Below are 18,850 nucleotides of genomic sequence, written 5' to 3' on the forward strand. Positions count from 1 at the left end.
GGTCGGACAGGGGGCGCGGGCTTGCTTGCGCCCTGGGGCTCTGGACAGCGTGCGCCCCGGTGCTGGGTCAGGCGCAGGGGCAGGCGCAGGACCAGCCCTCTGCCGCGGGGGACTATTCCCATTCGGAGATGGAGCTTGTTGCCGGGATCCGCCTGCAGGCGGACGGCAGGTTTCTCTACGGCCTCACCGTCGGCGCGCTGGACGAGACGGCGCAGGGGCGCTGGCGATGGGTCGGCAACCGGATCGAATTCGAAAGCGACCCGCGGCCGGTGGCGCCGACGATCACCGCAGGAAAGGTGGAAAGCGCGCCGGGGGAGCCGTTTGCCCTGCGCCTGCTGACGCCTGACGGCCGCGACATGCCGGGAGTCGATCTGCGGATCGACTACGACAAGGGCGATCCGCTGGTTTCCTATATGGCGGGCGGGCCCTTTGTCGTGCCTGGCGACGACGGGCACATCGCCCGTTCCGTGACGTTCAGCATGGCGCCCGTCCGTCTGCAGTCGCCGCCGCTTCCGCTCAATCCCAAGGACGGGACAGTGGCGATCTTCCTGCTGTCACCGGGCGATTTCGGGGTCGTCGACATGACCGGCAGCTACGCCGAAGTGGCGGGCGACGTGCTCACCTTGCATCGTGCCGAAGGGGAGATGCAGTTCCGGCGCGTGCGCGGCGGCTCAGAAATGGGCGAATAGCTGACCCAGCGCGAGAAGTGCGCCGGTGGCGGCGACAGTGCTGCCGGCGGCCAGCTGCACCAGGTTGACATTGCGCTGCAAAGGCAGGGCGAGGGCGTTTTCGATCGTGCTCATGGCGTCGTTCTAGCAGCTTGGCGTGCCGGTGGTTGCGGGCAAATCCGCTCACACTCATGGCCATTTCCGCTTGACGATGTCTGGCGATTGTATCCGCTGTGGCAACAACTTGTCGTCCGCCGCGGGACTAACCGCGCCTGGCGCCGTCCGGTACGGCCGTGTCCATGACGCAAGACAAGAAACACGCGGGGATGAAAGTGGTCGCGGCCAGGAACGCGGCGCCCGAGGCTGGCGTTGCCGCTTCGCCGCTGGCCCTGTTCGATGAGCAGGAGCGCAGCGTCCTGGCACTGGCCGCGCGTGATCCGCTGGCTTCGATCGCCTTCGACAAGCGCAGGCGGCGCGGCTGGCGGGCACTGGTGTTCGGGGCGCCGTTCAACTTCTGCCTGGCGAACGACCGGCTGGAAGTGCTGCGGGTGACGGCGATCCTGCTGCGCGAAGGCCGCATTGCCGCCGAGCCGTTCCAGCGGTTCCGCACGGCAGGCTTCTCGCGCGGCCAGTTCGATGCGCTGGCGGTGCTGTTTGCGGGAATTTCGGCGAATGTCCCGAGTGCGTACGCGTTCGATTTCGAGGACGGCTGCGGGCATGGCCAGGAGGACTACCGCGAGGCCGCCTAGAGCGTTTTGCGATCTGATTGTATCACATCGGGCTCTAAAGATTCTTTGTTCGCCGCGTTTTTCCGAGTCACTGCGTGTTCCATTCCGTTCGAAAAACGCTCTAAGTTTTCCGCGTTTTTCCGAGTCACTGCGTGTTCCGCTCCGTTCGAAAAACGCTCTAGTCCCCGCTCGGAAGGACGGGGAAGCAGGCTTCGGCGGAAAGCGTGGTGGGGGCGGCGGGGATGAAGCCGGTCAGCGCGGAACTGTAGGGGATCGTGATGGCGACGCGGTTGGCGCCGGTCAGCCCCTTGCAGGCGGTGTTCTCGGTGATCGTCACGTTGCTGGCGGCGACCCTCAGCCCCTCGTTCGCGGCCCGGTTGGCGGCATAGGCAAGCCGGGTCTGGCTGGTGGCGCAATCGGCCGAGACGCTCATGCAGCGCACGGTCGCGTAGGCGACGTCCTTCAGCACATGCTGGCTCCACAGGAACCGTCCGGTCTCGATCAGGCCGATCAGCATGAAGATCAGCACCGGGCCGACGATCGCGAACTCGATCAGCGTAGCGCCGCGCGTGTCGCGCCGGAGGCGGCGGGCGATCATTGCAGGCGCACCGTCGTCTGCCGCACGATGTCGCCGGTCAGCGAGCGCGGCACCATGAACGGAGTGTAGCCCGCGCGGGAGCGGATCGTCAGGTAGTAGCCGGCGGTGGTGGTCATGCCCGAGCAGGCAGAGGCGCAGGCCTGGGCATGATAGGTGCCGTCCGCCTGCAGGCAGGCACATTCGCGCGCGGTGTTGCTGCAGGCATTGGCCTGCCCGTTGCAGCTGAGGCCGACGTCCAGCGCCGGGTTCTCGGACAAGGCGCGCATGGTGGTGGGCAGGTCGGCATAGGGCACGCTGAGGCGCGCGTTGAAGGCGCTGATCGCGGTGGCCGAAAGCGCTTCGTCCACCTTGGAGCGCTGGATGTAGTAGAGCGCGAAGTCGAGCCCGATCGAGATCACCAGGAACAGCAGCGTGCTCCACAGCGCGAATTCGACGGCGACGACGCCGCTCTCGTCGGCGGGGAGGGTGGTCCTGGCCATGGCTACTTCACCAGCTTGATCTGCGGTGCGGTGGTGTCGCTGCCGCTGGCGCCGGCGGCGCTCGACTTGCAGGTCGAGCCGGCGGTGGTGCCGCCCGAGGCCTTGATCTTGCCGGCGATCAGCATGAAGCAGGTGCCGGAACTGCCGGAATCCCCGGTCGAGTTGCCGCCGGTCATCGTCACCGTGGCATTGGGCACGTGGACCACGCCGTTGAACACGTTGCTGGACCCCCCGCCCCAGGTGATTGCGCCGGACGTGCCGGTGTGTACGAGCAGGCCGCCGATGGCGCCGCCGGATACCGAGGCGGCAGGGGCGGAAAGCCTGGTCTTGGCGCCGCCGGCAAGATTGAGCGCGCCCGACAGCACGAAGGACACGTCATAGCCCACCATGTCGTAGCCCGAACCGTTGGCGCCGTAGGTGAGGCCCGTGCGCGGCGAGGTGTAGGGCCAGGTGGTGCCGCCGGTGCCATTGGTGAAGCTGCCGGCCACGGTATAGCGTCCGGCACCGAAATAGGCCGCCCCGGCGATGGTCATGTTGCCGGCGATGTAGTGGTTCGGGGTCTGGCCGAAGACGATGCGGCTGCCGCCCTCGGTGACGATGTGGCCGTTCGCCGAGAATGACCCGTCGCCCATCAGCAGCTTGGCCGATCCAGACAGGGTGATCGCATTGCCGGAGCTGGCCGCGCCGATGACGATATTGCCATTGCCGACGACGAGTTCGCTGCCGCCGCCGACACTGACGCCCGAGAGCACCGTGAAGTCGCCGTTGCCCAGCGCCGAACTGCCGCCGCCCGAGAGGGTCAGCGCGCGGAAGGCATGGTTGCCCGCGCCCATGTCGAGATAGATGCCGCCGCCCAGCGATACCGGCGCGTTGATGGTGACATTGCCGCTGCCCTTCCGGTTGGTGCCGCTGAAGGTCACCGTGCCGCTGCCGATCCACAGCGTGCCGTTGCCGATCGTGACCCCGTTCGAGCCGCTGTTGAAGCCGCCGTTCACCCAGATGTTGCTGTCGCCGAAGTCCACCGTGGAGCCGCCGCCGATGTTCACCCCATTGGCGATGGTGATGTTCGAGCCGGAGGCGAAGGTTACCTTTATGCCGCCGCCGACGATGAAGGCGCCGATGGTGTAGTTGCCCTTGGGGATCACGTATTCGCCGGTATAGGGCCCGGTGCGGTAGGCGGTGACGGCCGCGCTCGGGCTCCACGACAGGTTCCACTCGCTGCCGGCGGGCGTCACCGGGTCGGACAGTGCGGGCAAGGGCGCATGATTGCCGATCTGGGCGATCGCGGCCTGCAGTTCGGCGCTGTTCGCCCAGGGGTCGGCGAGCGCGGTGGAGACGTTGTGGCGGTCTTTTGCGGGCGGCAGGTTGGTGTTCCACGCCGGAACGCTGAGGCCGTTGGCGTAGCGCAGGGAATTGGCGCTCAGCGTGCCCGAGCCGAGGGTGATGCTGCCGTTGCCCGAGATGATGTCGCTGGCCTTGATCAGCGTGCCGTTGTTGGTGACGTCGCCGACGGCGGCGACCGAACAGTCCGAGGCGACGATCGAGGCGCCGCCCTGGACCTGCAGCGCGTCCGAGGCATTGCTCAGCGCCAGGAAGCAGGGGGCGGCATAGGGCGTTTCGCTGCTAACGATGGCGGCGGCATCGGCGGCGACCGAGTAGCTGCCGGTAAAGCCCAGGACCGCGGCCAGCGTGAAGGGCACTGCGCGGGTGACGGTGACACGCACCGAGGTGTCGCCGGCATTGGGAAAGTCGGTGAGCAGTTCGGTCCTGATGGTGGCGTCCGACAGGCCGTTGGCGACCGAGAGCGACCGCGCGGCCGCGTCGATGTCGGCGCTCTCGCTGGCGCGGTATTCGAGCGCGGCACCGAGCGCGGCCATGTCCGCCACGCGCTGGTTGAACAGGCGCTGGTTGTAGCCCGCGTTGAGATCATAGCCGAGGCCGACCGCGCCGATCACCAGCGGCAGCGACAGGGCCACCAGGGTGGAGACGCCGCCCCGGGTGTCGCGCTGCCATCGCCTGCCGCACCGCTGCAGCGTGCCAAGTACCTCGCGGAACCAGGCGGTGAAGGGGGGCGGAGGGGGGAGCCGCATGGAGAAAAGTTAACTGATGAACACAGGCATGACCGGCGCAGGCGCTACAGTGTTTCACCCCGTGCAACAAGGAAAGCTTGTATTTCAAAGTATTGCATATAGCGCAACGCCGATGCGGCCGCGTGCAACCGGAGTGCGGGCGGGGCGCATCTCGATCGGCATCGCGCAAAGGGCGCCGGGGGCGCTTTTAGCCCGGGCCTGGTGGTTCGCTTCCGACATGGGAGGCCCTGACGCACAGGGCGCGCTCCCATGTCGGAGCCTTTCGCTCAGTGGGCGAGCGTCACGGTCTTGGTATCGGTGTTGACCGAAGGGAAGGGCAGGTAGGAGACGCGCAGCTGCTGGAGCAGGCCCAGTTCGTGCTCGCCTGCGGGGAAGCCGCCGGGGCGCTCGACCAGGATCGTGGCGGGCGTGCCGAACGGCCAGCGGCGGTCATAGGCGGTTTCCATCTCGTCGAGCGAGAGCGGGCCTTCGCCCTCGTCGAACCGCACCGCGTCGCGCGGCAGTGCCTCGCCGTCGATGGAGACGTCCAGCTTCTCGATCATCGACAGGCCGAGGCCGCGATAATAGCCGAGCTTGGCCTCGAAGGCGAAGCCGGTGGGGGCACCTTCCGGGCCGGTGTTGCGCAGCGTGGCGGGGTCGATCAGGTACTTGTCGAACATCATTTCTCTCCCGTCAGGAAGCCGCTCGAGGACAGCCACCTGTACAATTGGTCCATCCAGCCCTCGCTGGGGGTGCCCGGCTTGCCGAGGCCGAAGCCGTGGCCGCCAGTGGTGTAATAGTGAAACTCCACCGGCTTTCCGGCGGCGCGCCAACTGTCGACAAGCCCGAACGGGCTCTTGCCGAACAGCGGGTCGTCGCTGGCCAGCGCGACAAACATCGGGGGCGCGTTGGCCGGCACCGGCACCGCGTTCATCATCGGGTAGATCGGGGCGATGAAGGCAGGCATGTAGCCGGCTGGGCGAGTCGCCAGGCTGCGCGTGAGCATGCCGCCCGCCGAAAAGCCCATCATGCCGATGCGGTCGGGATCGATGGCGAACTGCGCCGCGCGCTGGTGCAGCAGGGCGAGCGCGGCGCGGGCGTCTTCCAGCGCCGGGTCGGGGGTGTCGGCCGGCGGTGCGAAGCTGGCCTTGCCGCCCCTCACGACGCTGGCCATCTCGCCCGCGAACACCGCCTGGTCGGCAGGCGTCGGCAGCACGCGGTACTTCAGCACGAAGGCGGCGATGCCGTGCCCGGCCAGCCAGCGGGCGACGTCCCAGCCCTCCTTCTCGATGGCAAGGCCGAGGAACCCGCCGCCCGGCGCGACGATCATGGCCGCGCCCGTGCCCCGGCCGACCGGCAGGACCGGCGTCAGCGTCGGCCGGGTGACGTTGCGGACGGCGACCTGGGTGCCGTCGAGGTGCCAGACCTCGCGCTGCGGCGTGCCTTTGGCGACGGGCAGGTCGATGGCGCCGGGCTGGAGCGGCGCGGCGATGGTCTCGCGGCTGACGGCGGGCTGGGCCCGGGCGGGGGTGCCGCAGAGTGCCAGCGCCGCCAGCGCCAGCGCGCTTGCGGAGCGGCGCATCATGCTACCGCCGCGCCTGCCTGCGCCGTCGCTTCGGCGCGGGCGATGAGGTTCTCGAACATGACGTGCTGGCGGCGGACCTGCTCGCGGCTGTCGACCGGCATGACGTCCTGGACCCAGCGGTTGCCTTCGTATTCGCTCGAAAGCGTGCCTTCCCAGCCGCACTTCACCAGTTCGGGGATCACTTCGTCATACGCGATCGTGGGGTCGGTGCAGTCTTGCGCCATACCGTAGAACTTGGCCTGGATGTGGCTGAAGTAGGGGGCATAGTCCTTGATCCGCCGGGGGTTGGCGAAAGGCGCGTGGCGCAGGGTTTCGGCCATGGCGATCTCGGCCTTGTTGCCGCCCATCTTCACCGCGACTTCGTAGATCGTGTATTCGCACATGATCTTCGCTTCGTGCTGGTCGACGATGAACTGCGCCACTTCGGGCCGTGCGCCCTGCCGCTGGAAGCGGGCGCGGAATTCGGGCGGATAGTGCTTCATGAAGATGCCCATGTCGGGCAGGATGCCGAGATGCTGCGTGCCCAGCCGGTCGGCAACCTCGATCGTGCGCAGGATCCAGGCATGTTCGAGATGCCAGGGGGCATGGACTTCCACGCCCATGTGGACGTCGAGCTGTTCGGCGTAAGGCACGCACTTCTCGAGGATGTCGGGCCGCACGAAGACCAGCACGCGCATGTTGCGGATGCCGAGGCGGTTGCACAGCAAGAGGTCGCGGCGGATGCTCTCGACCTGTTCCTCGTCCGACATCGTCTCGCCCTTGCGCAGCTTGGTGTCGAGGAACATGTCGTAGCAGGTGAAGTGGGCGCCGTGGCGCTCCAGCATGTCCTGCCAGCGGGCGACTTCGGCGTCGTCGATGTTCGGGAAGCGCGGCATGTTCTGTTCGGGCAGGATCTCGATGCCGTTTGCGCCGATGGAGGCGGCAAAGGCGACGCAGTCCTCCACGCTCATCTGGCCCAGGAACATCTCTTCCTGGAAGCTGTAGAGGCTGACGCCCCGCTGGATCTTGGACATGGAAATGGCTTCTCCCGGGCAGGCCGTGACGGCGCACCATTATTAGAATTACAATTCTGTTTTATGGTCCGCTCGGGGCAGTTGTCAACGCCTTGATGGCGCGCATCGCACAGGGAATGGCAAACGGGATCGCAAAGTCGCTGGCAACGGGCGCAGGCAGAGGCCTTGTCCGGCCGTTGTCACAGCGCCCTTGCCAGCGTCAGCGTCACCGAGGCACCTTGCCGCCGCCGCCGTTCCTCGCTGCCGGTCGGCGCGCCCGCGCGGCTGGGCGCATAGAAACGGCGCATCCGGTAGAAGTCCTGCCCGCCAAGCGCGGAGACGGCGAGCGTGGTCTTGAAGCCGGGGAGCGCGGTCGTCTCGACATAGCCTCCCCAGCTTTGGCCATCGCGCCAGTGCAGCCGTTCGCCGGTGTAGAACACATCGGCATATTCGGCGGCGGTGTAGGTCACCCCCCAGGACGACCTGAGCGCGGGGAGGTCATGGCGCAGCTCCGCGGTGATGCTGCGCGGCAGCACGTCGTCCATGCGGCGATCCTCGCCGGTCACCGGATCGCGCATGCGCGAACGGCGCAAGGCGGCGTCCACGGTCAGCCGGGCGCCGCGCAGCACCGCCTCCAGGGGCAGCGTGCCCTGCGCCGTTACGCCCCATTGGCGGGCGTTGCCGATCGTGCCCAGCGCCTCCTCGCCGCTGGGCAGCAGGACATAGCCGAGCAGGCCGGTGTGCCACTGGTGCCAGGCTTCGAGGGCGAGGGCCCCGCCCTTGCCCCAGCGATGGTCGAGCCGGGCCAGCGCGCGGGTCAGGCGGGCAGGACGCAACCGTGAATTGCCGCCGAGCGGGCGCCCGTCGGTCTGGTTGACCGAGGCGGCGAAGTCGCTGAAGTCGAGTTGGTCGACCGTCCGGCGCATGGCGAGGCGCAGCTGCGTTTCGGCCGATGGCGACCAGACGAGGGCCGCCGAAGGCTTGAGGTACGACAGGCTTTGCGCGCTGGCGGCCTCGCCGCTTACCGTGATCTTCGAGAGTTCGGCCGCCATGCCCGCTTCCAGCGAGACGCGGCGGGCCAGCCTTACGGTGAGGTTGGCAAAGGCCTCCGCGCGCCGTTCGGAAACGCGGGTGTCGGCATTGCTGAGCGCAATGGGCACAAGCCCGGCACCGCTGTCCTGGGCATAGTCGAGCGCGCTGGTCAGGCGGTTGTAGGCCACTTCCGCGCCGAATTCGGGCCGAAGCCGATGGTCACCCTCCCGCGTCAGGGTCAGGCGCCCGACCAGCTCGACCGGTTTCTCGCGCTGGCTGGACACGCCGCGATAGCCCGGTTCGACCAGATCGTCCGAAGTGACGTAGCGTTCGAGCGTCCCCAGCGCGACCAGTTTGGTGCTCCAGTCGTTGCCGAGGCGGCGGGTCCAGTCGGTGCCGAGTTCGCCGCTGCGGCTGCTTTCGCGGTAGGCGATGGTGCGGACGGAATCGGGTGCCGCGTGCTCGGCGCCGTCGAAGATGTCGTAGCCGGTGTGCGAGGCGTAGCTGTCCTTGCCGAGCCGCAGGTTCACCGTCAGCGTACCCCCGGCGAGGGCGCCCGAGGTCGAGAGGGCAAGGCCATATTGCGGCGCCTTGGCCGAGATCCGCTCGCGGCGCGTGCGGGTGAGGGTGCCGGCGGCATCGCGCTCCAGATAGACGGCGTGGGTGGGGTAGCGCACCGTCTGGGCGGAAAGCTCGAGGTTGGTCTGCCAGCCCGCGAGCCGCCGCGCGTAGCTGACGCGGGCATCGGGGGAGACATGGCCGTCGGCGGTATGCGCCAGAGCCAGCGAGGCATTGCCCGAACCGCCCGCATCCGCGCGCAGGATCAGGTTGGCGACCAGCGTCTGGCCCTGCGCCTCGGCGGCGTCACTGCCGCGCAGCAGGACCACCCGCTCGACCCGCGAGGCGCCGATCCGCCGCAGGACTTCGGTGATGCCACCGCCTTTCACGGTCGGGCGCTGGCCGTCGATCAGGACATTGCCCGCAGCGCCGCCGAAACCGCGCACCGAGGAGCCCTCGGTAAGGATGAAGCCCGGCGTGCGCTCCAGCATGTCCAGCGCGGTCTGGGGCTGGAAGGGTTTGTAGAACTCGGCCGGGTAGACCGGGTCGGGCCCACTGGCGGCATGGGCGGCATGGGCGGCATGGGCCGCGTTTGCGGGCACCGGATCGCCGCTCTGCGGTTCGTCGCCGGAGGTGCCGGATGCCATGGCCGCGGCACCGGCGAAAAGCAGGGAAAGCGGGTTCATCGCGCCGTCGCCAGCAGCCAGCAGATCAGGCTGAGCGGCACGGCGGCAGCGATCAGCCCGCCCCAGGCCCGGGCGGGGCTGGCGGCATGGAACACCGCGATGGCGATCGCCGCGAACACCGCGTAGCTCGCCAGCGTCGCGGCGGTGACCGCTTCGGCCCGGTCCATGCCGAGCGCGGCGAGGACAAGCGAGAGCGCTGCGGTGCCCATTGCGGTCACGCCATAGGCGCCGAGCGTGCCGGCCAAAGTGCGCGAGGCGACCGACCAGCGGCGGCGCGCTAGCGAAGGGGCGTGGAGGGGTTCGGTCATGCGCGGTTCTCCGGGGTTGTCGGCGGCGGCGTGGGGCGGAGACGGGCGAGAATGGCCTCGCGATTGGTCTGGGCGGCGAGCGTGACGGCGGCGCCGAACGAGAGCCAGCCGAACCATGCAACCGTGCCGTAGGCCCAGCCAAGGCCGGTACCTGCGGCAAGGAAGGCAGCGGCGAGCAGGGCGAAGCCGCCGAGCCGCAGCCGCCCGCTGGTGCGGGCGGGCAGCTTGCGGCGCAGCCAGTCCTGCTGGTGTCGGGGCATGGCCAGGAGCAGCAGCGCAAAACCGGCCAGCGCGAGACCGGCGATGACGATGTGGGTCATGCCATTGCCTCCTCGCTCCGCCGCTTGCGGGCGGGCAGCGCGCGGGGCTTGTGGCGGGCCAGCGTCCATCCGGTAAAGGCAAAACCGGCGGCCAGCGCCAGCATCACCAGGTCGAACACGGCGAATGTCCGGTCGCCCGCCAGCAGGCTGGGGATGAGGCCCCGTGTCGTGGTCGCGGCATTGACGAGCGGGATCGCCGCATAGAGTGCCGCCGCTGCGGCCAGTGTCTCCAACCATGCGCGCCGTGCCGGGCGCAGGAAGGCCCAGACCAGCGTGCCGCCCCAGAGGATGAACAGGGTGTTGATCTCCCAGTCGGCATGGCCGGGCAGGGTGGCGGGCAGCAGCCGGTTGGCCAGGAAATAGCCGGCGATGCCGATCGGTGCGCCGCTGATGAAGCCGATGTTGAGCCGCTCGACGAGGCGGAAGCCGAAGTGCGGACGCGCCGGATCGGGCAACCTGGCGCGTCGTTTCACGCACCACAGGCACAGCCCGGTCGCGGCCATCGCGACGCCGCCGAGCCCGGAGAGGAAGTAGAGCCAGCGCAGGCCGTAGCCCGCGAACCAGCCGGTGTGCAGGTCCACCATCACCCGGTGTGTCGCGGTCGCACCGCCGGGGCGGGACGGGGTGGACGACAGCCGCGTTGCCGTCGCCGCGTCGAGATAGACGGAATCGGGCCGGCCGCCGCCCCATTGCGACCTTGCGGTGTAGAGCGTCGCCACGCCGGCCCTGTCGCCGGGGTTTGCGACCGAGATATAGTTCGGCAAGGCACCGCCCCATCGGGGGCGGGCCGCGGCGATCATCCGGCCGATCGGGGCAACCGGCGCAGGCACGCCGCTGGCCGCGCGCTCGGGGCCCTGCGGGAAGGTCGCGGCGTAGAAGGCCTGCCGGTCCGGGAAGTTGGCGGAGATCGCCCAGGGCATCAGCGTGAACAGCAGGGTCGCCAGCCCCGTGTAGGTGATCATCAGGTGGAACGGCAGGGCCAGCACGGCGACGGCGTTGTGCGCGTCGAGCCAGCTGCGCTGGCCCTTGCGCAGGCGCAGCATGAAGAAGTCGGTGAAGATCTTCTTGTGCGTCACCACGCCCGAAAGGATCGCCACGAGCATTGCCAACGCCGCCACGCAGACCAGGTAGCGCGCCCACATGACCGACATGAAATGCAGGTCGAAGTGGAAGCGGTAGAGGAAGAAACCGCCCCGGGTCTCGCGCACCGGGATCTCGGCGCCGGTCGCCGGATCGAGCGTGACGCGCGGGCCTTCGTGGCGGCCGTGGCGCCGGTCATGCCCGGGCATCTCCCAGGATAGTTCCAGCCCACTGCCGCCGCGTGCGGTGGGCAGCGAGACGGACCAGCTTTCCGCCCCGGCCGCGCGGGTACGCAGCAGGGCGTCGGCAGCGGCGAGGGCGCGCGGGGTCACCCGGGTTTCGGCCGGCAGCTCGGGGCGCATCCAGGCATCAATCTCGTGCTGGAAAAACGCGGCGGTGCCGAACACGAAGATGACGTAGAGCACCCAGCCCGGCACCAGCCCGGCCCAGGTGTGCAGCCATGCCATCGACTGGCGCAGGCTCTGCTTCATGAGGCGCTCCTTGCGCGCTGCTTCGGGAACCGCATCGCTCAGAACCCGTACTTGACCGCGAAGGCCACGTTGCGCGGGCTGCCGAGCTGAGACGAGGTCGCCCAGTAATCGAGCCCGCCGAGGTTCGCGATGTTGAGGTCGAAGCGGATCGGATGGCCGTCGATCTCGGTCTTGTAGTGCATGCCGAGGTCGACGATCGTGTAGCCGTCGATCTTCTGGAGATTGGCGCTGTCCTTGAACATCTTGCCGGCGTGATAGACGCCGCCGCTGATGGAGAAGCCGTCGAGGCCCGGAATCTCGTAATCCGCGAAGATCTTCGCCAGCATGTCGCTGACGCCGGTCGGCTTCTTGCCCAGTAGCGCGGCGGTGCTGGTCCTGGTGACTTTCAGGTCCATCACGGTGCCGCCCAGCATCACGTTGAGGCGCGGGGTGACATGGCCGGTGACCGTCAGTTCCACGCCCTGATGGACTTCCACACCGTCCTGCGTGCGGGTGATCTTGCCGTTCACTGTCTCGTCGAAGGAATTGGCCTTCTCGATCCGGTAAAGCGCGCCGGTGATCAGCAGTGCATCGATCGGGGCGAACTTGGCGCCGACTTCATACTGCTTGGAGACGTAGGGCTTCATGATCTCGCCCGGATTGTTGTAGAGCGTGGCATCGTCGGGGACCGTAGAGCCCTGTTCCAGCCCTTCCATGTAGGTCGCGTAAGTGGTCACGCGCGGCGCCGGCTTGAACACCAGCGAGATCGTGGGCGTATAGGCGCTTTCGTTGTAGCTGGACGTGCGCGCACCGGTCGCGCCGAAGTTGCGGGCCTTCACGGTGCTGCGGTTCACGCCCACCATGGCGCTCAGCTGCTCGGTGAAGCGGATGTCGTCACCCAGGATCACGTTGGTGTTCCGCGACTGGCTGGACCTGTAGAGCGCGCCCCAGGAATAGGTGTTCAGCGTATCGGGCATGGCCCAGGTGTTGAGGCCGTCGGGGTCGGTGAAGGCCGGCGAGAATCCGGCGCTGACCGAGTTGGTGACATGCCGCTGCACCCGCAGCACGTCGCCCGAGGCGCCCAGCGTCAGGCGGTGGTGGATGCCCAGCGTCTCGAATTCGCTGTCGAGGTAGGCATAGGCGCCCTGCGCGGTGTTGTAGGACGGGGCGCTGCGCGAGGCCCAGCCCACTTTCCAGCCCACGTCCTCGAAATAGGCGGGATAGACGTTGATCGATTCCTGTGCGTCCCGCTTGTAGAGATAGGCGGCGCGCAGGCTGAAGGTATCGTTGAGCTTCCACCGGGCATTGGTGCCGATGCGGTCGGTCTTGACCTGGAGATAGGTCCAGTCCGGCGTCCAGGTCTTGCTGGCATCAAGCGGTTCGATCCAGTGGTCGATCGCGGCATAACTGGTATCGGCATAGGCGTAGAAGCGGGAATCGATGCCGTCGATTCGGTAGTAGGTATGCGCCGCTTCCACTTGCAGCAGCAGGTCCGGCGTCACGTTCCAGTCCACCGCGCCGCTGAACAGGCTGCGGGCGACGTTCTGGTTCTGCTTGGCCGTCTCACCGTCCTGATAGGACAGGTTCAGGCGGTAGGCGAACACCCCGTCGCGGTCGATCCTGCCGCCGAGGTCGGCATGGACGAAGAACTGCCGGTTGCCATAGTCGCCCACGGTGATGTCGCGCGTGGGGCTGTAGGTCGGCCGCTTGAGCACATAGTTGGTCACCCCGCCCGGATTGCCGACGCCGTACAGGAAGCCGGACAGGCCGTTCATGATCTCGACATTGGCGAGCTCCTCCATCGAGATGCCGGTGAGGGTGGAGGACAGGCGCACGCCGTCCACCACGCCCTTCTGGGAATCGAAGCCGCGGATGGTGACGTAAGGCGTGCCGTAGACGGTCGATGGCGCGGAGTTCTGGACGACCGGGTTCATCTTGAACAGCTGGTCCATGTCGCCTGCCACGACACTTTCGATAAGGTCCTGCGAGAGCACGCTGATCGCATAGGGCGTGTCGATGACCAGCTTTTCGCCCCATGGGCCGGAGGCCGAGCGCGCGTCGATCGTGTCGTTCTGGCCCAGCACGACGATCGAGCCGTCCGGCCGCGCCTCGTCTGCGACCGCGAAGCTCTCGTCCGGGCCGGACCGGACGGCGACGGCACTCTCCGCGCTGGCCGGGACCAGCAGCGTGTCGAGCGTCATCGCCCCGGTGGTGGCGCGGGCGATGGTCACGGCGGCGGGGCCGTTCGGGCGGGCGACAAGGCCGGTGCCCGACAGCAGCCGGGCCAGCGCGTCGCGCCAGGGTAGCCGGGCGTTGAGGCCGGGCGAGCGGCGCCCCTGCGTCAAGGCGGCATCGTAGTTCAGTTGCAGTCCGCTCTGCTGCGCAAAGCTGTTCAGGGCATCGCTCAGCGATCCGGCGGGAATGGCATAGGCATTCACGTCCTGTGCGGCGGCGCGGGCGGCAAACGTGGTCATGCCGCCTGCCAGGGTGGTGCCTGCCAGCAGCGCGGCGGCGAGCAGGCGCGCGCCGTCATGGCCGATTTTCTTGTACATTGGATTGACCCCCGGATGTTCACGAGGCGGCGCAAACACGATGTTGCGACGCATTCTCAATAATGAAGACGGGGCCAGTCGGGAAAAGACGACCATGGGCGGAAAATAAATTTCTCAATTTAGCGGTGCAGCACGATCAGTCGATCCGACAGCCGGAACGACCTGAGCTTCAGGCTGCGTTCGATGCTGTCCACGGCGGCGAGCGGGTGGTCGAGGTCGTAGACCCCGCTGACCTTCAGGTCGGCCGCTGCGCCCACGACCGACAGATAGCCATGGCGATGGCGGGCAATCTCGGCAACGACCTCGCCGAGGGGCCGGTTCACCGCGACAAGGCGGCCCTGGGCCCAGGCCGTGGCGCCGTTGCCGGCGGCCTCGATGGGCCCCAGTTCCTGCGCGCCGAAATCGACCCGCTGGCCTTCGTCGACGACCCCGGAGCGTTCTCCCGCGCGGACCCGGACCCGGTGCTGGGTCACCACGAGTTCGGCGCTCCCGTCCCGTTCGCGCACGGCGAAGGCGGTTCCCAGGGCGGTGGCGCTGCCGCCCGCCGCCTCGACCGTGAAGGGGTGACGGCGGTCCGGCGCGACCTCGAAGAAGGCGCTGCCTTCAAGCAGGGTGATCGTGCGTGCGTTGCCGGAAAAGTCGTGCGCGATGGCCGAGCTGCTGCCCAGCGTCACGCGCGAACCGTCTTCCAGCGTCAGCGTGCGGCGTTCGCCGATGCCGGTGGTGTAGTCCGCGCGCAGGCGAGCCGGCCAGTCACCGAGAGAGCCGAAGGCCGCCAGCGCGATGGATGCGGCGACGGCCGCACCGGTCCAGCGCCTTGTTTTCGCAATACGCGCGGCGGTCGGGAGGCGGGTGCGAGGGGGCACGATCCGGCGCGCGGCGGGCAGCGATGGCAGCACCGGCGATGGGGACGGGGCCGGGGCCGGTTCGGCATCCATCAGCCCCCACAGCGCGGCCAGCTGTTCGAAGGCGCGGCGATGGGCAGGCTCGGCCAGCCAGTCCCGGAAGGCCCGTTCATCGCCGGCGGGCAATGGTCCCGCGTCCCGGCGCACGATCCAGTCGGCGGCGGTTTCGGCGATGGCGGCGGGAAGCGGAGGGCGCGGTGCGTTTTCGGTCACGGCTGCGTCCCTTCGGTGGAAGTCGCCGACCGGGACGGGAGAATGCCCCCGACGGAACCGGCCTTGCCCTGCGCGCGGCCTGTCTCGAACATCATGCGTCCTCCTCGATTTCGCCGAGGCGGCTGGCCAGCGTCAGCAGAGCGATGCGGAGCTGCTTTTCGACCGCGCCCCGGGTGATGCCGAGGCGATCGGCGATGTCGGCCTGGTCGAGCCCGTCGAACTTGCGCAAGGTGAAGACTTCCCGGCATCGCGGTGGAAGGTCCGCCACGAGGCCGCGCACCATGCGCAGCCGGTCCGCGGCAAGGACGCGGCGTTCGGCGTCGGGGCTGTCATCGGCCACGGCGCTGCCTGCCGCTTCCTCGGCCAGCCAGGGGCGCCACTTGCCGCTCTCCCGCGCCCGGTCGTTGACCAGATTGCGGGCGACCCGGCAAAGGAAGGCGCGCGGGTTCTCGACCCGGCCCGAACGCAGCGCGGGGATCGCCCGGGCCCAGGTCTCCTGCACGATGTCGGCGGCGAGCGGAGCCGAATCCACTAGCGAGCGCACGTAGGCGCTCAGCGCCGCCTGATGGCAGCCGACGATGGTCGTGTCGCCCCCGCTCATGGCACGACCTGCCCGTCGCCGATCAGGAAGGTGAGGGGCAGGGTGATCGCCAGTTCGTCCGGCAACCCGGCCGGGATCGGCGGGAACGGCGCGGCGCGCGAGACGATGTCCAGCGCGGCCTGGTCAAGCGCGGCATGTCCGGTGCCGGAGACCATGGCCGCGCCCAGCAGGCGCCCTTCGCGGTCGATACGGAACAGCAGCGAGCCGGTCCCCTGTGCCTGCTGGCGCAGCGCCGCCGCCGGATAGCGCCGCTGGCCTTCCAGCTGCGCGATCAGGGCGCGGCGATAGGACAGGGCAAGGTCGGGCAGACCGTCCGCCACGCCCCCGCTCGTGGCCGGTGCCGCCTGCTCGGAGACCGGCGGCTGGATCAGTGCCGCGGGGTGAGCGGGAAGGGGAAGGGCAAGAGCGGCTGGCGGCGAGCCCGGGACTGGCCGCGGGCGCGCCGCCGGTGCCCTGGGCTCGCGGCGGGCGGGATCGGGGGCGTGCACATCAAAGGTCACCAGGGTGGGCGGCGCGGGGTGATTGGTCCCGCCTGCCTGCAGCCAGCCGAAGGCGAGCGCGGCCACCGCGACCGCCGCCACGTGGACCCCGGCGGTGACGGCAAGCGCCAAGGCGCGCACCGGCGCGCCGTTCCCGCCTTTTCGGGGGGGATGGCACAGCCGGTGCAGGAGGCGGGGCGCGGGCATCGCGCGGTGTGCCGGGCTACCCGCCGCGCGTCACAGCGTGCCGCGCAGCGTCAGCGTGGCCGCGCGCGGTGTCGCATAGCGGGAACTGCCGATGTAGAGGCCCGAATAGTACTTCTTGTCGAAGACGTTATCCACGTGGGCGGTCACCGAGAAGCGCTCCGAGATGCGGTAGTTCGCCAGCAGGTCCAGTGTGGCGAGGCTGCCCTGCGTGTAGATTTCGCCGTTGGGGCCGGTGCCGTCCGCCGTCGTCTTGCCCTGCCAATTGAGGTTGCCGCCCACCATCAGCGCCTCGAGCGCGCCGGGCAGTCGGTAGGTGGTGAACATCTTGAAGGTGTTCTTGGGGATCTGCGGGAGCTGGCGAACCCCGTCGCGGTCCTCGGCGCGGGCATTGGCGAAGCCGCCGGCGACGCGCCAGCCGGGCAGGATCTCGCCGTTGACCTCGATTTCGAAGCCGGACGATGTCATGCCGGATACCGCGTGATAGGCCGAACTGCCGTCGGGCGCGAAGATGCCCGGGCCGTCCGCCAGCGCGTAGTTGTCCTGCTTCATGCGGAATACGGCGGCGCTGGCGCTCAGCCAGCCGTCCAGCAGGTCGGCCTTGAGGCCGGCCTCGTAGGTATTGCCTTCCAGCGGCGCGATCATGTCGCCATCGACGGTGCGCTGGGTCTGCGGTTCGAACACGCTGGCATAGCTGACATAGGCCGACACGGTCCGGGTGAGGTCCAGGACAAGCCCGCCGTAAGGCGTCACCACCGCCTTTTCGTTTGATCCCGGCGTCCAGCTGCGGGGACCGGAGGTATCCTGCGTGTAGCTGTCCTGCCGCCACCAGGTGAGGCGCCCGCCGACGATGACCGAGAGCGGCGAGATCGGCTTCAGCCGCGCGACGGCTGAGGCGGCGGTGGTCCGCACGCGGTTGCCCGCGTAACCGCCGCTGGGCGAAAGGTCGGGCCTGGCGGTCTCGCCGGTCGCGAAGAATTCGAAGGCATTGACCGATTTCGCGTAGTCGCCGCCCGACCACCAGCCGGGATAGGGCGTCTGGTCGTCGTCGAACTGCGCATGGCTCAGCGTCAGCGCGATGTGCTGTTCCTGGCCGAGCGCCTCGAAGCTGCCGCGCAGGTTCGCGTAGACGGCGTTCAGGGTGAGGTCGGACGCCCAGCGGGTGGAATAGAGCGTGCCGCCAAGTCCGGTGTCCTTGTCGATGGCCCGGCCGAAGAAATAGCCGATGGTCTCGTCATAGGAGCCGGCCTTGTGTTCGGCGTCGATCCGCAACTGCCAGTTTTTGTCGAAGTCGTGGGTGAGCGAGGCGAACAAGTTGACGCTCTTGCGGTTGAAGTCGGACCATTCGGCGCCGCTGTTGGTCGAACGGGCGAAGTCGGTCGTCGTGCCGTCGGTGTAGAACAGCGGCACGCCGCCGCGTGAGGCACCGGTGTTGGTGAAGTTCTGGTACTCGATGCCGGCGGTCAGCAGCGTGGTGGGCGTGAGGTCCGCCTCGACGACGCCGTAAAGCGCCTGGCGCTTGGCATGTTCACGGTCGATGAAGGTCTTGTTGTCCTGCCAGGCCCCGGCAACGCGTGCACGTATGCGTCCGTCGGCGGTCACCTTGCCGCCCACGTCGCCTTCGATGCGGACCATGTCCCAGGACCCCACGGTTGCCGCGGCGCTGGCCCTGAAGTCGGCGGCGGGGCGCTTGCGGACCATGTTGATCGCCGCCGAAGGCTGGCCGGTGCCGGTCATCATGCCCGCCGAACCGCGGATCACCTCGATCCGCTCGTAGGCGATCATGTCGGCGGTATCTTCGGTGAAGCCATAGAGGTTGGTCGGGCGGGCGACCCCGTCGACAAGGTAGTTCTGCACGGCAAAACCGCGTGCGGTATAGTTGGTGCCGTCGGTGCCGAGCGCGCTCGAGCGGTTGGACTGCACGCCGACGATCTGCTCCATCACCGCCGCGATGTCGTAAAGACCTTGCTCCTCCATGCGCAGGCTGTCGACCACGGTGACCGATTGCGGCGTTTCGCGCGAGGAGAGGCTGAGGCCGTTGGTTTCGGTCTCGCCGTTGACCACGATCGGATCGCCATCCGGTTCGGTCGGCACGGTTTCGCTTGCTGCGGTTTCGCCCGTGGATGCTTTGGCCGCCAAGGTTTCAGCCCGGGCGGAGGCGGCGTCCATCGCGGCAACTGCCAATGCGGATGCGACGCAATAGCGAAAATAGTGCCTGGTGGTGCGGATCATTCGATGCCCCTGTTTCCCCTGCCGGCCCTCCCGGCATTGTTATGCGGGGGGGGCTATTAATGCGAATGGTTCGCATTCGCAACGCTGCAGT

At 68.4% G+C, this 18,850-nt stretch carries 18 protein-coding genes; 2 read left to right on the top strand and 16 right to left on the bottom strand.

Features of this window, described 5'->3' with window-relative positions:
* Nucleotides 1-59: 59 nt before the first annotated feature.
* Nucleotides 60-689 (top strand): hypothetical protein, encoded by a 630-nt coding sequence (locus OKA11_RS00790; RefSeq protein ID WP_267218320.1) that lies wholly within the window; start codon nucleotides 60-62, stop codon nucleotides 687-689.
* Here the strand turns inward: OKA11_RS00790 and OKA11_RS00795 are convergent.
* Complete coding sequence (locus OKA11_RS00795; RefSeq protein WP_260610462.1) at nucleotides 672-803, bottom strand: hypothetical protein; 132 nt, start codon at nucleotides 801-803, stop codon at nucleotides 672-674. The two genes, OKA11_RS00790 and OKA11_RS00795, sit on opposite strands and share 18 nt — an antisense overlap.
* A gap of 191 nt (nucleotides 804-994) precedes the next feature.
* On the opposite strand from OKA11_RS00795, the gene OKA11_RS00800 reads away from it, so the two are divergent.
* A complete protein-coding gene (locus OKA11_RS00800; protein WP_267218321.1) occupies nucleotides 995-1,417 on the top strand; it encodes a hypothetical protein in 423 nt (140 codons plus the stop codon).
* Between the two features lie 157 nt (nucleotides 1,418-1,574).
* Here the strand turns inward: OKA11_RS00800 and OKA11_RS00805 are convergent, their stop codons facing one another.
* The 15 genes from OKA11_RS00805 to OKA11_RS00875 form a co-directional block, all read right to left on the bottom strand.
* A complete protein-coding gene (locus OKA11_RS00805; RefSeq protein WP_267218322.1) occupies nucleotides 1,575-1,994 on the bottom strand; it encodes a TadE/TadG family type IV pilus assembly protein in 420 nt (139 codons plus the stop codon).
* Nucleotides 1,991-2,473 carry a TadE/TadG family type IV pilus assembly protein gene (locus OKA11_RS00810; protein ID WP_267218323.1) on the bottom strand — a complete coding sequence of 161 codons (483 nt, stop codon included), beginning with the start codon at nucleotides 2,471-2,473 and terminating at the stop codon, nucleotides 1,991-1,993. Before OKA11_RS00810 ends, OKA11_RS00805 begins: the two co-directional genes overlap by 4 nt.
* A 2-nt stretch (nucleotides 2,474-2,475) precedes the next feature.
* Entirely contained in the window at nucleotides 2,476-4,563 is a 2,088-nt protein-coding gene (locus OKA11_RS00815) for a pilus assembly protein TadG-related protein (protein WP_267218324.1), read from the bottom strand.
* A gap of 266 nt (nucleotides 4,564-4,829) precedes the next feature.
* Nucleotides 4,830-5,225, bottom strand: a complete 396-nt coding sequence (locus OKA11_RS00820; protein WP_267218325.1) for a C-glycoside deglycosidase beta subunit domain-containing protein — start codon at nucleotides 5,223-5,225, stop codon at nucleotides 4,830-4,832.
* Nucleotides 5,222-6,127 carry an alpha/beta hydrolase gene (locus tag OKA11_RS00825; protein ID WP_267218326.1) on the bottom strand — a complete coding sequence of 302 codons (906 nt, stop codon included), beginning with the start codon at nucleotides 6,125-6,127 and terminating at the stop codon, nucleotides 5,222-5,224. Before OKA11_RS00825 ends, OKA11_RS00820 begins: the two co-directional genes overlap by 4 nt.
* Nucleotides 6,124-7,140, bottom strand: coding sequence for a sugar phosphate isomerase/epimerase family protein (locus OKA11_RS00830; RefSeq protein ID WP_267218327.1), 1,017 nt, complete (start codon nucleotides 7,138-7,140; stop codon nucleotides 6,124-6,126). Before OKA11_RS00830 ends, OKA11_RS00825 begins: the two co-directional genes overlap by 4 nt.
* 179 nt (nucleotides 7,141-7,319) lie before the next feature.
* Nucleotides 7,320-9,395 (bottom strand): TonB-dependent receptor domain-containing protein, encoded by a 2,076-nt coding sequence (locus OKA11_RS00835; RefSeq protein WP_267218328.1) that lies wholly within the window; start codon nucleotides 9,393-9,395, stop codon nucleotides 7,320-7,322.
* The gene (locus tag OKA11_RS00840) at nucleotides 9,392-9,703 is read right to left on the bottom strand and encodes a hypothetical protein (protein WP_267218329.1); all 312 of its coding nucleotides are present in this window, start codon (nucleotides 9,701-9,703) and stop codon (nucleotides 9,392-9,394) included. Before OKA11_RS00840 ends, OKA11_RS00835 begins: the two co-directional genes overlap by 4 nt.
* The gene (locus OKA11_RS00845) at nucleotides 9,700-10,023 is read right to left on the bottom strand and encodes a DUF3325 family protein (protein ID WP_267218331.1); all 324 of its coding nucleotides are present in this window, start codon (nucleotides 10,021-10,023) and stop codon (nucleotides 9,700-9,702) included. The genes OKA11_RS00840 and OKA11_RS00845 overlap by 4 nt, the downstream gene beginning before the upstream one ends.
* Nucleotides 10,020-11,594 carry a PepSY-associated TM helix domain-containing protein gene (locus OKA11_RS00850; protein WP_267218333.1) on the bottom strand — a complete coding sequence of 525 codons (1,575 nt, stop codon included), beginning with the start codon at nucleotides 11,592-11,594 and terminating at the stop codon, nucleotides 10,020-10,022. The genes OKA11_RS00845 and OKA11_RS00850 overlap by 4 nt, the downstream gene beginning before the upstream one ends.
* Before the next feature lie 38 nt (nucleotides 11,595-11,632).
* Nucleotides 11,633-14,125 (bottom strand): TonB-dependent siderophore receptor, encoded by a 2,493-nt coding sequence (locus tag OKA11_RS00855; protein WP_267218334.1) that lies wholly within the window; start codon nucleotides 14,123-14,125, stop codon nucleotides 11,633-11,635.
* Between the two features lie 119 nt (nucleotides 14,126-14,244).
* Nucleotides 14,245-15,243, bottom strand: a complete 999-nt coding sequence (locus OKA11_RS00860) for a FecR family protein (RefSeq protein WP_267218335.1) — start codon at nucleotides 15,241-15,243, stop codon at nucleotides 14,245-14,247.
* A 91-nt stretch (nucleotides 15,244-15,334) separates the two neighbouring features.
* Nucleotides 15,335-15,844 carry an RNA polymerase sigma factor gene (locus tag OKA11_RS00865; protein WP_267218336.1) on the bottom strand — a complete coding sequence of 170 codons (510 nt, stop codon included), beginning with the start codon at nucleotides 15,842-15,844 and terminating at the stop codon, nucleotides 15,335-15,337.
* Entirely contained in the window at nucleotides 15,841-16,464 is a 624-nt protein-coding gene (locus OKA11_RS00870) for an energy transducer TonB (protein WP_267218337.1), read from the bottom strand. Before OKA11_RS00870 ends, OKA11_RS00865 begins: the two co-directional genes overlap by 4 nt.
* 96 nt (nucleotides 16,465-16,560) lie before the next feature.
* The gene (locus tag OKA11_RS00875) at nucleotides 16,561-18,759 is read right to left on the bottom strand and encodes a TonB-dependent siderophore receptor (protein WP_267218339.1); all 2,199 of its coding nucleotides are present in this window, start codon (nucleotides 18,757-18,759) and stop codon (nucleotides 16,561-16,563) included.
* Between the last annotated feature and the right edge of the window lie 91 nt (nucleotides 18,760-18,850).

The sequence above is a fragment of the Novosphingobium clariflavum genome, from assembly GCF_026420865.1.
Classification (GTDB): Bacteria; Pseudomonadota; Alphaproteobacteria; order Sphingomonadales; family Sphingomonadaceae; genus Novosphingobium; species Novosphingobium clariflavum.

Excerpts from the sequence above, each read along its gene's own strand:
- OKA11_RS00795 (WP_260610462.1), bottom strand. The coding sequence starts at position 803 with ATGAGCACGATCGAAAACGCCCTCGCCCTGCCTTTGCAGCGCAATGTC.
- OKA11_RS00800 (WP_267218321.1), top strand. The coding sequence starts at position 995 with ATGAAAGTGGTCGCGGCCAGGAACGCGGCGCCCGAGGCTGGCGTTGCC.
- OKA11_RS00805 (WP_267218322.1), bottom strand. The coding sequence starts at position 1,994 with ATGATCGCCCGCCGCCTCCGGCGCGACACGCGCGGCGCTACGCTGATC.
- OKA11_RS00810 (WP_267218323.1), bottom strand. The coding sequence starts at position 2,473 with ATGGCCAGGACCACCCTCCCCGCCGACGAGAGCGGCGTCGTCGCCGTC.
- OKA11_RS00815 (WP_267218324.1), bottom strand. The coding sequence starts at position 4,563 with ATGCGGCTCCCCCCTCCGCCCCCCTTCACCGCCTGGTTCCGCGAGGTA.
- OKA11_RS00820 (WP_267218325.1), bottom strand. The coding sequence starts at position 5,225 with ATGATGTTCGACAAGTACCTGATCGACCCCGCCACGCTGCGCAACACC.
- OKA11_RS00825 (WP_267218326.1), bottom strand. The coding sequence starts at position 6,127 with ATGATGCGCCGCTCCGCAAGCGCGCTGGCGCTGGCGGCGCTGGCACTC.
- OKA11_RS00830 (WP_267218327.1), bottom strand. The coding sequence starts at position 7,140 with ATGTCCAAGATCCAGCGGGGCGTCAGCCTCTACAGCTTCCAGGAAGAG.
- OKA11_RS00835 (WP_267218328.1), bottom strand. The coding sequence starts at position 9,395 with ATGAACCCGCTTTCCCTGCTTTTCGCCGGTGCCGCGGCCATGGCATCC.
- OKA11_RS00840 (WP_267218329.1), bottom strand. The coding sequence starts at position 9,703 with ATGACCGAACCCCTCCACGCCCCTTCGCTAGCGCGCCGCCGCTGGTCG.
- OKA11_RS00845 (WP_267218331.1), bottom strand. The coding sequence starts at position 10,023 with ATGACCCACATCGTCATCGCCGGTCTCGCGCTGGCCGGTTTTGCGCTG.
- OKA11_RS00850 (WP_267218333.1), bottom strand. The coding sequence starts at position 11,594 with ATGAAGCAGAGCCTGCGCCAGTCGATGGCATGGCTGCACACCTGGGCC.
- OKA11_RS00855 (WP_267218334.1), bottom strand. The coding sequence starts at position 14,125 with ATGTACAAGAAAATCGGCCATGACGGCGCGCGCCTGCTCGCCGCCGCG.
- OKA11_RS00865 (WP_267218336.1), bottom strand. The coding sequence starts at position 15,844 with ATGAGCGGGGGCGACACGACCATCGTCGGCTGCCATCAGGCGGCGCTG.
- OKA11_RS00875 (WP_267218339.1), bottom strand. The coding sequence starts at position 18,759 with ATGATCCGCACCACCAGGCACTATTTTCGCTATTGCGTCGCATCCGCA.